The sequence below is a fragment of the Erysipelothrix anatis genome (assembly GCF_009828745.1).
Taxonomy (GTDB): Bacteria; Bacillota_I; Bacilli_A; order Erysipelotrichales; family Erysipelotrichaceae; genus Erysipelothrix; species Erysipelothrix anatis.
This window is the reverse complement of the sequence record NZ_WTSX01000002.1, coordinates 132961-147336: the sequence shown is the minus strand read 5'-3', so window position 1 is coordinate 147336 and position 14376 is coordinate 132961. Positions and strand designations below refer to the sequence as shown.

General features: G+C 34.9%; 16 protein-coding genes. 10 read left to right on the top strand and 6 right to left on the bottom strand.

All coding sequences use genetic code 11. The annotated features are described in order from the left end of the window. Positions 1 to 2: 2 nt before the first annotated feature. The 4 genes from GVV19_RS02220 to dnaA form a co-directional block, all read right to left on the bottom strand. Positions 3 to 914, bottom strand: coding sequence for a 1-phosphofructokinase family hexose kinase (locus tag GVV19_RS02220; RefSeq protein WP_159645169.1), 912 nt, complete (start codon positions 912 to 914; stop codon positions 3 to 5). A 113-nt stretch (positions 915 to 1027) separates the two neighbouring features. Further along, positions 1028 to 1765, bottom strand: a complete 738-nt coding sequence (locus GVV19_RS02215; RefSeq protein WP_159639947.1) for a DeoR/GlpR family DNA-binding transcription regulator — start codon at positions 1763 to 1765, stop codon at positions 1028 to 1030. Between the two features lie 2 nt (positions 1766 to 1767). Continuing rightward, positions 1768 to 2886, bottom strand: coding sequence for a DNA polymerase III subunit beta (dnaN, locus tag GVV19_RS02210; RefSeq protein ID WP_159639949.1), 1119 nt, complete (start codon positions 2884 to 2886; stop codon positions 1768 to 1770). 262 nt (positions 2887 to 3148) lie between these two features. Next, positions 3149 to 4522 (bottom strand): chromosomal replication initiator protein DnaA, encoded by a 1374-nt coding sequence (gene dnaA, locus GVV19_RS02205; RefSeq protein WP_159645167.1) that lies wholly within the window; start codon positions 4520 to 4522, stop codon positions 3149 to 3151. A gap of 596 nt (positions 4523 to 5118) precedes the next feature. Here dnaA and rpmH point away from each other — a divergent pair. The 8 genes from rpmH to GVV19_RS02165 all read left to right on the top strand — a co-directional run bounded on the left by rpmH (position 5119) and on the right by GVV19_RS02165 (position 11951). Then, positions 5119 to 5253 carry a 50S ribosomal protein L34 gene (gene rpmH, locus GVV19_RS02200; protein ID WP_003774176.1) on the top strand — a complete coding sequence of 45 codons (135 nt, stop codon included), beginning with the start codon at positions 5119 to 5121 and terminating at the stop codon, positions 5251 to 5253. A 46-nt stretch (positions 5254 to 5299) separates the two neighbouring features. Further along, a complete protein-coding gene (gene rnpA / locus GVV19_RS02195; protein ID WP_159634863.1) occupies positions 5300 to 5626 on the top strand; it encodes a ribonuclease P protein component in 327 nt (108 codons plus the stop codon). A gap of 24 nt (positions 5627 to 5650) precedes the next feature. Further along, a complete protein-coding gene (gene yidC, locus GVV19_RS02190; protein WP_159639953.1) occupies positions 5651 to 6496 on the top strand; it encodes a membrane protein insertase YidC in 846 nt (281 codons plus the stop codon). Between the two features lie 16 nt (positions 6497 to 6512). Next, the gene (locus GVV19_RS02185) at positions 6513 to 7127 is read left to right on the top strand and encodes a Jag family protein (RefSeq protein ID WP_159634869.1); all 615 of its coding nucleotides are present in this window, start codon (positions 6513 to 6515) and stop codon (positions 7125 to 7127) included. A 38-nt stretch (positions 7128 to 7165) separates the two neighbouring features. Beyond that, a complete protein-coding gene (gene pth / locus GVV19_RS02180) occupies positions 7166 to 7720 on the top strand; it encodes an aminoacyl-tRNA hydrolase (protein WP_159645165.1) in 555 nt (184 codons plus the stop codon). Beyond that, positions 7717 to 11139: a transcription-repair coupling factor gene (gene mfd, locus GVV19_RS02175; RefSeq protein ID WP_159645163.1), complete on the top strand. Its 3423-nt coding sequence runs from the start codon at positions 7717 to 7719 to the stop codon at positions 11137 to 11139. The genes pth and mfd overlap by 4 nt, the downstream gene beginning before the upstream one ends. Next, a complete protein-coding gene (locus GVV19_RS02170) occupies positions 11129 to 11392 on the top strand; it encodes an RNA-binding S4 domain-containing protein (protein WP_159634878.1) in 264 nt (87 codons plus the stop codon). Before mfd ends, GVV19_RS02170 begins: the two co-directional genes overlap by 11 nt. 238 nt (positions 11393 to 11630) lie before the next feature. Then, complete coding sequence (locus tag GVV19_RS02165) at positions 11631 to 11951, top strand: FtsB family cell division protein (protein WP_159639959.1); 321 nt, start codon at positions 11631 to 11633, stop codon at positions 11949 to 11951. A 21-nt stretch (positions 11952 to 11972) separates the two neighbouring features. Here GVV19_RS02165 and GVV19_RS02160 read toward each other — a convergent pair whose 3' ends face one another. Together GVV19_RS02160 and GVV19_RS02155 are read right to left on the bottom strand one after the other, a co-directional pair. Further along, positions 11973 to 12515, bottom strand: a complete 543-nt coding sequence (locus GVV19_RS02160) for an NUDIX hydrolase (RefSeq protein WP_159645161.1) — start codon at positions 12513 to 12515, stop codon at positions 11973 to 11975. Further along, complete coding sequence (locus GVV19_RS02155) at positions 12499 to 12717, bottom strand: hypothetical protein (RefSeq protein WP_159645159.1); 219 nt, start codon at positions 12715 to 12717, stop codon at positions 12499 to 12501. The genes GVV19_RS02160 and GVV19_RS02155 overlap by 17 nt, the downstream gene beginning before the upstream one ends. A 104-nt stretch (positions 12718 to 12821) precedes the next feature. Here GVV19_RS02155 and tmk point away from each other — a divergent pair, with 104 nt between their 5' ends. Both tmk and GVV19_RS02145 read left to right on the top strand, forming a co-directional pair. Then, positions 12822 to 13451, top strand: coding sequence for a dTMP kinase (tmk, locus tag GVV19_RS02150; protein ID WP_159641728.1), 630 nt, complete (start codon positions 12822 to 12824; stop codon positions 13449 to 13451). After that, entirely contained in the window at positions 13435 to 14376 is a 942-nt protein-coding gene (locus tag GVV19_RS02145; RefSeq protein ID WP_159641729.1) for a DNA polymerase III subunit, read from the top strand. Before tmk ends, GVV19_RS02145 begins: the two co-directional genes overlap by 17 nt.

Here is a 14376-nt window from a genome sequence, read left to right as displayed (position 1 = left end):
AATTAGATCCTCTCTATTTTGATTTTATTCATTAAATTTGATATCTCATCTGATGTTGCAAGTGCTTCAGAAAATGCCGTTGCCGTTCCCGAAGCCGATGCTAATAAGTATGTTTCTTTTTCGGATTCTCCTTTTACGATTCCTGCAATAAATCCAGCAACCATGGAGTCTCCAGCCCCAACTGAATCAATAAGCTTTCCTTCTGGCACCGTAGCCTTAAACAGGTCTTGATTGGAAATATATAGAGATCCATCTTTACCACAAGAGATAATAATATTTTTAACACCTAATTTAAGCATTTCCTTACCTGCAATAAGAATCGATTCGTAATCATTCGGGACATTGGTAATTTGAAGGAATTCATCGATATTTGGTTTAATTAAGAGGGGATGATATTTTAAAATATTTATAAGCTCATGACTTCCTATATCAACGATAAAATCAATATTCTTCGAATGTAAATATTGTGCTATCTTTGTGTACCAACTGTAATTCATTCCCCGGGAAATACTACCACTCATAACAACAATATCGTTTTCAGTAAATGTCTTGATTTCTCGTTCAAGTTGTTCAATGTATCTCGAATCGATGATTTCTCCAGAACCGTTCAACTCAGTCTCGACATCGGTTTTAATCTTCACGTTGATCCTCGTTAATACATTTGAATTGATAAATTTATCTTTTATGAGTGGATACTCTTTCAAATTTTCACGAATATGTTCGCCAGTAAAACCTCCTAAAAATCCATGAAGCGTCGTATCAATTCCTAAGTTATTGAGTACGATTGCAACATTAATTCCTTTACCTCCTATTCTTATTTTCTCGAAGTTTGACCGATTCGTCTTGCCAAGTTCCACAGAACTTGCAGACATCAAATAATCAATTGACGGATTTAGTGCAATAATATGTATCATGAAATCACCTCTATTTGTATTTTATCATAAATGTAATCGTTTTCAAACACTATTTATCATTTCTTATCATTTTCATTCAAATCATTGTTAAAAATAAAAAAAGTAGGACACGCCTACTTTATTACTTTTATATTTAGGTATTTATCTCCTGGATGTTTATTTGAAACTAGGTATCCATCACTAATTTGTGCAAAGGACATTCCTGACTTCCGCCCAAATTTACTTTCATCCCCTAGGAAATACACTACATTAGAATGCTTGATAATAGTGGCCTTAATCATTGCTTCCATTTCATCAGGAGTTGAATAACCAAACTCTGAATCGAGAGCATTAAATCCTATAAGTGCTATATCAAAATTCATACGTTCAAGATATTTGATACTTAGTGATCCAACCGTTGCAAGTGTCTTAGTTTTTAGATGACCACCGATAATATACGTATCAATATTGTATTTATTTAGCATTTCAATATGATGTAAGCCATGAGTAAACACCGTTACATTCTTGTTCTCGAGATATGGAATGACAAGTGATGTTGATGTTCCTGCATCTAAATAGATTGATGAATCGTCGGGAATATAATCTGCAGCGATTTTAGCAATTTTTAGTTTTTCATCAGCATTAGTAGTTCGACGCAATTCGAGCTCAATATCCATAGCAATGTGATTCTGTTTGAGAGAGCTCGCGCCTCCATGAACTTTTTTAATGACATTTTCTTCATGAAGTTCATTAATATCTCTTCGAATCGTAATTTCGGAAACATTCAGAAGTTGCGATAATTCTTCTACTTTCGCAAATTGATGTTCATTTACGTATTCAATAATTGCGAGATGTCTTTGATTCTTTAACATGATTAGTCAAATGTTCTAAGTGGTAGAATTAACTGAACAATTGAATCATCTTCAGGATGACGAATTACAAATGCTTGCATTTCACCCACGAACATAATTTTAACTGTTTCTGACTTGAAGGATTTTAAAGCTTCAATCAAGTATTTTCCACTGAATGAAATTTTTAGATTACCTCCCACATAATTTATCGGATGGAGAATTTCTTCTGATGATCCAATTTCTTGAGATTTTGAACTAATAATAATTTCATCTGGAGTTGCTTCAAGTTTTACAGTCCAGTACCCTTCACTCTTTAAGAATGAAGATCTATCAACAGCATTGATTAAATCAGTTTTCTTAACAACGAGTTCAAATCCATACTCGTTCGGAATCAAACGATTTACATCTGGGAAAAGACCATCAATAAGTCGAGATTGAATCAATGTTTCGCCAATATAAAATTGAACTAATTTATCCGATACTGCAATAGTAATGATTTCATCACCGGTTATTGTTTTTTGTACTTCATATAAGTTAGAGGCTGGGACTGAGATATTAAAGTCCATCTCTACAGGAAGTTCAACAACTTTCTTTGCAAGACGGTAACTATCAGTTGCAACACTATTTAAAGTCGTTCCATTAGCTTTAAAGTTTACGCCCGTAAAAATCGGACGATCTTCACTTGTTGAGCAAACAAAAGCTGTCTGAGAAATAATCTCAGATAATTTACTTCCAGAAATCTCAAATTGTTTTTCTGGTTTTGTAAAGTCGATAATTGGGTATTGATCGCCCTTTGTTCCATTAATGTTATATTCAGCTTGATTTCCACTGATACGTGTTAGAGCACCATCAATAATTTCCATATTAATAATGTCAGCATCTAATTTTCGAACTGCTTCCAGAACATAACGCGCTTCTAAAACGACATCACCTTCTTCATGGATAACTAAATTATTTTCATCGTTAGCATAAATGACTTCACGAATAGAAATATTTGAATCACTAGCTATCAACGTTAACGTGTTGTTACGTAATTCAAATTTGATTCCTGAAAGTATAGGTAGCGGTGAGTGTGTTGATGAAGCACGACCAACTGAAGATAATGATTTATAAAACGATTGTTTTTTGATATTAAACTTCATAGATTCCTCCAAAGTATATTGAATACAATTACATTTATTATAGCATAATTATGCAAAATATTATTATCGAAAAAGTAATTCGTAAAGAACGATTTTTTGTTATTTATAAGTATATTAAGTAATTTAATACTATTAAGGGCTGTGGAAAAGTGGATAACATTTCATTTAGGCCTATAATACGCCAAATAAAGCTATTTTAGGGTGTTATCAATATGTGGATAACTGTTGATAACTTCTCTAAAAGAAAAACCAGCTGATAGATTTAGCTGGCTTTAAATTCAGATTCAATTTCAAAAATTGCTCGTGCAAGAAGCTGATCTGTTTTAAGTTTCTTTTCAATTTTGTCACACGCACTTATTATGGTTGAATGATCACGTTTTCCAAATTCTTCACCAATTTTATTGTAAGGTAAATCGAGATGCTTTCTCGATAGATAAATTGCAATATGGCGGGCATTCGCAATTGCTTTCGTCCGTGCCTTAGAAACAAGCTGAGCTTGTGTAAGTCCATAGTAGTCAGCGACAATACGTTTAATAGTTTTTGTATCCAATTCATTTGTTTTTATTGGTTGTCCATTTGTTACCTTAAATGCAGACATAGCTATATCTAAATTTATATGGTCATTGTTAGAGAATTGAATAGAGTAAAACAATAAGCGGTTAAGTGCACCTTCTAAAGTTCTCACATCTTTAGAGAAATTTGCAGCAACATAAGCGAGGACATCTTCATCAAAAATACCTGGATCAACACTTCGACTCATTATTTTCATTTTTAGAATTGCAAGTGAAGTTTCAAACTCTGGCGAATCAACGCCAACAGATAAACCTGAGGAAAAGCGGCTAATTAAGCGGTCTTCGAGTCCTTTAATTTCGGTTGGAAGTCTATCACTAGTAATAACAATTTGCTTACGGTTATAAATTAATTCATTGAAAATATGGAAGAAAATCTCGTGGGATTTTTCTTTACCTGCTAAAAACTGGATATCATCAATAAGTAAAACATCGAGATCGTACATTTGATCTTTGAAGTCTTCAATTTCTCTATTTTGGATAGAGTTGGCAACTTGTCTAACAAAATCAGAACTTGATGTATAAAAAACCTTAGCATTAGGGTTCTTTCCTTTAATATAATTACCAATTGCATTTAATAAGTGGGTTTTACCTAAACCAGAGTTTCCATAGATAAAAAGAGGCGTATAAAATTGTCCAGGTCGATACGCACATCCCAATGCTGCTGAATGACTTTCCTTATTACTAGGTCCAACTACGAAATTTTCAAAAGTTTGGTCAACCGCAATTCCATCAGATTTAACAACACGCTTTACTTCTGGAACAGGAGTAGCAGTAATTGGCTTCTTCTGTGTAAACTCGCCTTCTTCAAGAACTTCACAGACCATGTTTTCTCGTTCTAAAACAGAATTAATGGCTTTATTCAAGTATTCAAGTTGATCATGTAGTATGACTTTTTGTAAATAAGTTGAAACAACAATCGTTGCTGTTGCATCATCGAGTGCACCAAGACGAGTATCAGATTCAATATATGTTTTAAAAATCATATCATCTAAAGGACTGTTTTTCTGAATATAAGATTTAACTTTTCCCCAAACATCCTCTAAATAGAATTTCATCGTTGTCATGGCATTTCTCCTTGTTCATTTACTATAATACCAAATAAAAACAAGAAAAAAAGCAGGTATTTTTTTGGTAACAAGTTATCCACAAATGTAAGTGTCAACCGAACAGTAAACAGTGGATAGTTTAGAGTTATCCACACTTATCCACAAAATTAACAATGGGGATTAATTGGGGAAAGTTGAAAAGATAGTCAACAACTGTTGATAAATGAATGATTCAGGAAAAATACTTGAATTTCAAACGCATTAACAACATCAATATAGCGCTTGTATACTGGATATAATGTACTTTTCCACATATCAACAAAGTGTTGATAAACAATGTTATAAAGTGGTGGTAAAAGGTGTTAAGAGTCAAAGTGGATAAAAAAAACATATATTTAATCCACTGATTTATAAACAGGGTTATCACCAATCCTTAAATTATTAAAATAATGTGGATAAATGTTGTTGAATTTGTTAAGATGGAAAAGCATGTTTTCTGAATCAGTAAAAAAAAGCGTACTCGCTCGTGGGTTTCGTTGACATTTGGATACAGATTATATATAATTTTAAAGCATTTGCTCTTTATCGTAAAAAAGAACTGGAGGTGGTTTTCAATGAAGAGAACTTATCAACCGAGCAAAAGGAAACACCAAAAGGTCCATGGCTTCAGAGCCCGTATGAAAACAGTTGGCGGACGTCGAGTGCTTTCACGTCGTAGATCAAAAGGAAGAAAAGTGTTATCTGCATAAAAAGTCACCCATGCGGGTGGCTTTTTTGTAAAGATGGAAGTGAATTATGAAAAGAGAACTTAGAGTAAAAAATCCAAGAGATTTTCAACGAATTATGCAACGACGTCGTTTCAAAAATTCGAAGTCTTTTTCAGTATATATAGATACAAAAAAAGAGATTAGTCCACGCTTTGGAATATCAGTTCCCAAAAAATTAGGTGGAGCCGTATTAAGAAATAAAACCAAGCGCCAAGTACGCTCAATGGTTCAAGATATTGGAGTTTTCGAAAGCGATTATGACTATATTATTATGGTACGTAAAAGCTATTTTGAAACAAGTTTTGAGGAAAACCGAAAAGACTTGGAAAAACTCCTAAAAACAGTTAAAATATAACAGTACGTATGTTAGGAGATTTAGATGAGAAAATATAAAAAAATTGCACTCCTAGGATTACTACTTGTAGTACTAACAGGATGTATGAGCTATGTTGATCCTGTAACGAAACAAGTATATCCAGAATCAATTATTCGACTAGGGGATGCATGGACATGGGGTAAAGAGAGCTGGTTCGGCGCTATCTTTGTATGGCCTATTGCACAATTACTTAACTTCTTTGCTCAATATGTTGGAGCGTTATTATCAATTGTTATTGTTACTTTGTTAATTCGTTTATTAACAATTCGTGGATCAATCAAATCAACGATTCAACAACAAAAAATGCAATTGTTAGGACCTGAACAAGCAAAAATTGAAGAGAAATACCGAAACAGAACTGACCAACAATCAAAAATGGCTAAAGCAACCGAAATGCAAAAGCTGTACCAAAAACACGATATCAAACCGATGTCAGCAATCGGCGGTCAATTATTACAATTACCAATCATGATTGCAATGTACTATGCGGTTACACGTGCAGACTTAATTATTAGCGGAACAGTATTTGGAGAAACATTAGAAAAAACACCAATGCAAGGATTCCAAGAAATGAATGTTGTGTATATTACAATATTTGCATTAATGGTTATCTTCCAAGCATTATCAATGTTCTTACCACAATACTTAGCAAAACAAAAATTGAAGAAATATCCAAATCAAAAGCAACCTGCAAACCCAGCAAGCTCAATGATGTATGTATCATTAGCAATGATCGTTTTCTTTGCTTTAACATGGAATATCGGAATGAGTCTATACTGGATGATTTCAGCTATGGGACAACTATTCCAAACACTTTATATTAACAACAAATACGCAGATCAAAAATAATTCGTAGGAGGAAGTCATGAAGCAATATACCGCAAAGACTTTGGATGAATTACTAAGTAAAGCAGCCAAAGAAAAAAATGTTCAACCCGAAGATTTAGTATATTACGTAACTGAAGAAAAGACAGGATTCTTAGGAATTGGGTCCAGTGTTACTGCTGAAGTATATGCCCTCCAAGACGTGTCTGAGTTCATTAAAGATTACCTAACTACATTCTTTAGTGGTTTAGGACAGAACGTTGAAATTGAAATTGATCAAAACAATAATAATATTCGCATTAATATTAATGCAGAGAATAATGCAATCTTGATTGGCCGTGGTGGTAAATCGCTCGATGGACTAGGACAATTAGTTCGTCATGCTGTTAACGCTAAGTTCAAACGTAGATTCTTTGTTAGCCTTGATATTAATAACTATAAAAATGACCGTTACCAAAAACTTAAAGCAATGGCAAAACGTATTGCTAAACAAGTTCAACGATCTAAAGTTGATGCATCGTTAGATCCGATGCCAAATGATGAGCGCCGCGTTATTCATAAAGAATTAACGAACTTCCCTAATGTCAAAACGTTAAGTGAAGGTTCTGGCCGTAACCGTCATCTAAAGATCATTTATGATCCAAACAAAGAGTAAGGGGAAGCCCTTATTCTTTTCTTTCTAAAGAGGTATGTATGAAAATAGTTGTAGGTCTGGGAAATCCCGGAAAACAATACGAACGTACACGCCATAATGCTGGTTTTATTACAATAGATAAAGTTGCTTCGAAATTGGGAGTAACAATTTCTACGAAGAAATTTAAAGCATTGATTGCGGAGACATTCGTAAGGGGTCAAAAGGTTATTCTCGTTAAACCACAAACATATATGAACTTATCCGGCGAAGCTGTCCGTGAAGTTGTGGCATATTATGATGCATATCCGGAGGATATTATTATCATAAGTGACGATAAAGACCTTGATTTGGGAAAAGTCAGAATCCGTCCGAAAGGCAGTTCTGGTGGACAAAATGGAATCAAGAGTATCATCGAACATATTGGTACATCTGAAATTGCACGTATTAAGGTGGGGATAGGGAAAAATCCACATATGAATACTGCAGATTACGTTATGGGAAAAATTGATGAAGAAACAGCTATCGATCGTGCTGCAGATGCGGCAATTGATTTTGCTGAAGGAATAGAAATTCTTGAAATTATGAACCGTTATAATGGAGCAAATAATTCATGAATTGGCTTAAAGATTATTTAAAATCGAATCCTATTGTTGAACAATACACCCAGGGCAAAGATAACTTTGCCCATTTGAGCGTGATGCAAGAAGCAATGTTAGCTGTAGGAGCCACATTAAAAAACAAGAAAAAAATATTTATTGTTAAAGAAAATGAACAGCAAGCTCAAGAACTGTTCGATCAAATTCAGCGAATAAGTCCCGAATCAAGAGTTATATATTATAACCATGAAGAATCTCTAAGAGTCGAAGCTATCGTACAATCTGAAATTATGCGTGCCAATCGAATCGAGGCACTCTATCGAATATTAGAAAATGACTATGACATATGTATCACGCATGCGATTGCTTCGATTCGTAAGCTTTCGTCACCCAATACATTACAAGAGGCAATTACAACCATAAAAATTGGTGACCACTTTGAACCAATTGAACTTGCGCGTCGCTTGCAAAATATGGGTTACTCGCGCGTTAAATACGTCGATCAACCGTTTACGTTTGCAATGCGTGGTGGTGTTTGTGATATCTTTTCAGTTCAAATGGAAAAACCAATCCGCATTGAATTCTTTGATGTTGAGGTTGATAGTATTCGGTCATTCAATATTGATGATCAAAGATCAGAAGAGAAACTTGAATCAGCAACAATCGTCTTTGCGAATGATGTGTTATTAACCGATTCTGATAGAACGATGATTGTATCAAAAGTTGATCAAGCATTGGCTTTAGAAAAAAATGATGAACTTATCAATAACGTTGAAGTCAAACGAGAACAAATAAACCAAGGATCGTATGATACGACACTCTATCCCCTTCTTGGATACTGGGAAAACTATGCAACCATCTACGATTTCGTGAAAGATGCACAGCAGATTTTGAGTTCGGTTGAGGGTGTAGAGCGAACATTAAAACAAAATACGATAGATTTAGCGGAGTACTCTGAAGAATTGTATGACATGCACGAGTTAATCTATATCAATAATATGTATGCAGAGTACCCCTCTTACCTTAATGATGCTTCGAAAATGAAAATTCATGAGTATCAGATTGAAAATGAAGTCTTCATTCCTTGGCATAGTGCAAATATAATATCGGATAATATCGTAGAGACACTTCAATGGATTCGTAAAGAAGCTATAACCCAACGTGTCATCATTGCTTTAAATGAACACAACATGGAAGAGTTCATCCGCGCACTCATTAATGCAGATATGTCTTATACAGTATTAACGGACTACCCAAGTAATCCTGGGATTTATATTGATTACTCAGATATCCAAAGTGGATTTTACTTAGAAGACGAGAAAATTCTTGTTTTCACCGAAAAAGAGCTATACCAATATCGTAAAAAGAAATATCGCTATGACAATAAATTCTCAAAAGCGGAGTCTTTGAATCAACTTCAAGATTTAGATACTTCTGATTATGTTGTGCATCGTCAATATGGAATTGGTCGTTACATGGGAATTATGACAAAAGAAATTGAAGGCGTCCATAAAGACTTTATGAGAATCATGTATCGTGATGGTGATGAATTGTTTGTCCCTCTCGAACAATTTAGTTTAGTTCGAAAATACATGTCTTCTGAAGCAACTGCAGTTAAGCTCAGTAAGCTTGGAAGTAGTGCATGGCAAAAGAATAAAGATAGAGTTAAACAGGATGTTGCATTAGTTGCGGATAAGCTAGTTAATCTCTACTCACAGCGAATGGAAAGTGTTGGTTATGCATACCAACCTGATACCGAATTTCAAAAACAATTTGAATCAGAGTTCGAGTACGAGTTGACTCCAGATCAAAAACAAGCAATCAAAGAAATCAAGGAAGATATGGAAAAACCACTTCCGATGGACCGACTACTCATCGGTGATGTCGGATTCGGAAAAACAGAAGTCGCAATTCGGGCGGCATTTAAAGCATTTGTAGATAGTAAACAAGTTATCTTCTTGTGTCCAACTACGATTCTTAGTGCCCAACATGCTCGAACATTTAAAGAGCGCTTTGCAAACTATCCAATTGTTGTTGAAGTATTGAATCGTTTCGTATCTGATAAAGAACAAAAAGATATCATTCAGCGTTTTAAAGATGGAAAAGTTGATATTTTAGTTGGAACGCATCGTGTTTTATCACGAGATATCAAGCACCATGATCTAGGGTTATTAATTATTGATGAAGAGCAACGTTTTGGTGTTGAACATAAAGAACGAATTAAAGAATTCAAAGTATCGGTTGATGTGCTTTCGCTGAGTGCAACGCCGATTCCGAGAACGTTACAAATGTCATTAATTGGTCTTCGTTCATTGTCACAACTTAATACTCCACCGTCAAATCGACTTCCGGTTATGACATATGTAATTGAGAAAAACCAAAAAACAATTAAAGAAATTCTTGCAAAAGAATTAAATCGTGATGGACAGGCATTCTATCTCTATAACAATGTAGAGCAAATTTATAGTGTTGCAAATAATGTTGCAATGTCGGTTCCACAAGCGCGTGTTGCAGTAATACATGGGCAGATGGATCGTAGTGATATTGAAGATGTTATGATCCAATTTATTGAGAAAGAGATTAACGTCTTGGTATGTACCACAATTATCGAGACAGGCATTGATATTCCAAATGCGAATACGATTATTGTAGATAATGCTCATCGATTTGGACTGTCTCAACTGTATCAAATTAAAGGTCGTGTTGGTCGATCAGATCGTTTAGCCTATGCATATTTTATGATACCAAGTAAACAAAATATCACAGAAGTTGCGCAAAAGCGTCTGCAAGCAATTAAGGAATTCACGCAATTAGGAAGTGGCTATAAGATTGCAATGCGTGATCTTACCATTCGTGGTGCGGGAGAATTGTTAGGTGGAAATCAATCCGGTTTCATTGACACCGTGGGTATTGATTTATACGTTCAACTTCTTAAAGAAGCTATTTCTGAGCGTCAAGGTAAAGGAATTGAAACACCTGAAACAGAATCACGATATAATCTAAGTGTTGATGGTTATTTACCCGACGATTTTACAAGTGACGATGGTGAAAAACTGGAATTGTATCAGCGCATTAATGACTTAGAAACAATCTCAGATTTAAAACGATTCTATGATGAAATGCGAGATCGTTATGGAGAACTTCCAGAGTCGGTAACAATGTTGCTAGAGAAAACACGACTGGAAATCTTCTTGCGAGATGAACGAATTGAATCATTTAAGGAACGTGTGAATAAAGTTGAATTGCGATTCACAGAAGCATACAGTTCAAATGTCGACGGAATCAGTCTTTTTGAATTGATTTCGGAACGCTCAAGTGAGATTAAAATTAAGTATACAAATCGTATGATATCAATTGAATTACCTGTCTATAAAGGATGGGCTGAAGATTTAATTTATGTTTTAGAACATGTAAAGGAGCAAAATCATGAGGCTTGATAAGTATTTAAAAGTATCGCGAATCATAAAACGGCGTACAATTGCGAAAGATTTGGCTGATGATAATCGTGTATTTGTGAATGGAAAATTGGCAAAACCATCGACTGAAGTAGCGGTTGGAAACGTCATCGAAATTCGCTTTGAACACCGCCATATTAAGGTTGAAGTAACCTTTTTAAGTGACAAAATTCTGCGTTCAAATCCGCCAATGTATGAATTATTGGATGATAAACGCATCGAAAAGAGTGAATAAGTTTCCTCGAATATGTGAATTAAATTATTTTAATTCACATTCGAAGTCTTAATATATTAAGAAAATAGCCCTGAATTGTGACAAAAACGTCACTACATAGTGCGGAAATTTAAAATATGTGAAGATATCCTTGAAATATTGTTGCAATGTGAGCTTTGTGAAAGTGAAGTGACAACTCTTGAAACGTAATAATTTGTCGGTATAATTAGGTGTGTAAAGAAAAGGAAGATGAGACACTATGGCTCAAATTGCTAAGAAAAAAATTAAAAAAACATCACCACTTGTTAAAATTATTTCGACATGTCTTGGTGTTGCCGTTCTTGCATTTTCGGGATACATGTTAACAAAATCCGTAAACGAATTAGTTACAACAGCACAACTTAAACAAGAACTAAATACAGTTCAATCCCAATTAGACACATTGAAAGATGAACAAACAACTCTCAATGAAGAAAAGGCTCGTTTAGAAGATCCGACATACGTTCAAAACTATGCGCGTGGTACCCACCTCTTATCGAAGTCGGGAGAGCAAGTATTTATTTTACCTAAGGGTGAATAATAGAAAAGGTATGACATTATGTCATACCTTTTTATTTTGCAAATAAAGACGGAGTTTCATTGCAAGTGCAATTGTCTTTGCATCTGTAATTTCATTATTCATGATTTTTGCTTCAATCTCTGAGAGCTTGAGTTGGTGAACGTGAAGTTCTTCACCCTCATCAAGATTTTGTCCAACAAATTCTAAATCAGTAGCGTAGAATAAGGATAATGCTTCTGTAAGATAGGCAGGTGTTGGATGCATAATGCCAAGTGGCACAATAGTTTGCGCTCTGTATCCAATTTCTTCTTGAAGTTCACGTTTCGCAACATTGAGGGGAATCTCACCAGGATCTGTTTTCCCAGCTGGAAATTCTGTCATGATCATTTCTGTACCAAAACGGAATTGATCAACGACATAAAAGTATTCATCATCGTGTGTCGCCGCGATTACAGCCCCACCAGGGTGTTTTAGTACTTCTGCTGTGAAAATACCTGCATCGGTCTCAAAATCAGTCTCAAAGGCATCTATGAGAAAGCCATCAAATTTTTTTCGTTCATCGAGTTTTTTATAAGGTTTTACCATTGTTTTTATAATCCTTTCGCGCACCAACATAGTGTTTAATTAGATAACCAAAGCAAACAATCAACAAGACTCCTGTGATTACGGGAATAAAGGGTTGTGGCCAAAACATATAAACAATCATCAAAATAAAAATTATAGCAATTAATCCATTATAAATTTTGTCATCAGCAGCATTGTGAAATGCCTGTTTAAGTGGTTTCATCAACGTAATCCTTCTTTCATCACTTTTCATTCTAACTGAAATCATTTTTTCAAACAACAATAAAGAATGATGCATGATATAATGATAAAAAAAGAGGTGTGATTATGGGATTATTTGTATCATTTGAAGGACCAGACGGAAGCGGTAAGACAACGATCACGAAATACTTAACAGAGTATTTTATTGATAAAGGGGAAGATATCTTGCTAACGCGTGAACCTGGGGGAATTGGAATTTCAGAAAAGATTCGAAACCTGATCCTTGATCCAGTCCACACAGAGATGGATGATCGTACAGAAGCATTATTGTATGCAGCAAGTCGTCGTCAACACTTAGTGGAGAAAATTGTACCTGCCGTCGAAGCAGGTCGTATTGTTTTTTGTGATCGTTTTGTTGATTCATCACTAGCGTATCAAGGATATGCCCGTGGAATCGGCATTGATGAAGTTTGGGAAATTAATAAGTTTGCAATTGATAGTCATCTTCCAGATGTTACGATTTTTATTGATTGTGACCCGGAAATTGGTTTAGAGCGTACTGGTAAACGGGGCGCAAAAGATCGTTTGGAGATGGAAGGCTTTGAATTTCATAAACGTGTCTATGAAGGGTATCAAGAAGTCATTCGTCGTTTTCCAGACCGTATTCGTGTAATTGATGGTACTGGAACTGTCGAAGCGGTTGCTGCACAAGCAATAGCAATTATTGAAGAGGTTATTAATGAACGTTCAAACTGAAGCATTAAATTTATTTCATAAACAACAAGAAAAAAATCGTGTGTCACATGCATACCTAATTGTAGGGAAAAGTGATGCTTTTTCTTTTGCAGAGTATATGGCGCAAAGTTTGATGTGCATGCAACAAGAAATTGGTGCGTGTGGAACATGTAGTGTGTGTCTTCGAATTAAAGAACGAACACATGGTGACTATAGCGTTTTAAGTAGTAAAGATGAAAGTATCAAAAAACAAGAGATTGTAACGTTGAAAGAGCAATTTGTTCAAACCAATATGGAAGCCAATTCGCGTAAAGTTTATATTATTGAAGATGTAGAAAATGCTAGTATCGCTGCAATGAATAGTATTTTGAAGTTTCTTGAAGAACCGGATAGTGATGTGACTGCAATTCTTACGACATCCCAACCCAATCGCGTCTTAGAAACGATTAAATCACGTTGCCTACTTATTCAATTGAAGGATAACGACCAAAAATTGCTCTTCGAAGCCGGTATTGAAGAAGGACTTGATGAACAAGATGCTTATTTATTATCAAGAGTTGAAAATACCGTTGAAGAAATGCTTTCTGTAAGTCAAAGCGATGGTTATCAAGCAACCGTAGATTTGGCGTTAGAAGTTTTAGGGATGTTGAATGATATGCGCATTCACGAAGGTGTCGTTCTTATGCAGCACCGTGGTATTAAACAAAAAGTCTTAGACAAAACAACGATTGATTTATTTTTAGACGTGCTCTTGGTAAGTTTGGATTTTGAAACATTTCCAAAATTCAATCAATATGTCGATAAAATGAATGACAATACAAAACTTGGATATAAGAAGCGTGTATTGATGATTAAAGATAGAATTCGCCCTGGGGTAAATACAAACTTACTCATTGATCAACTCGCTTATGAAATTGTGAATCAGCATAAAACATTTACGCTCTAG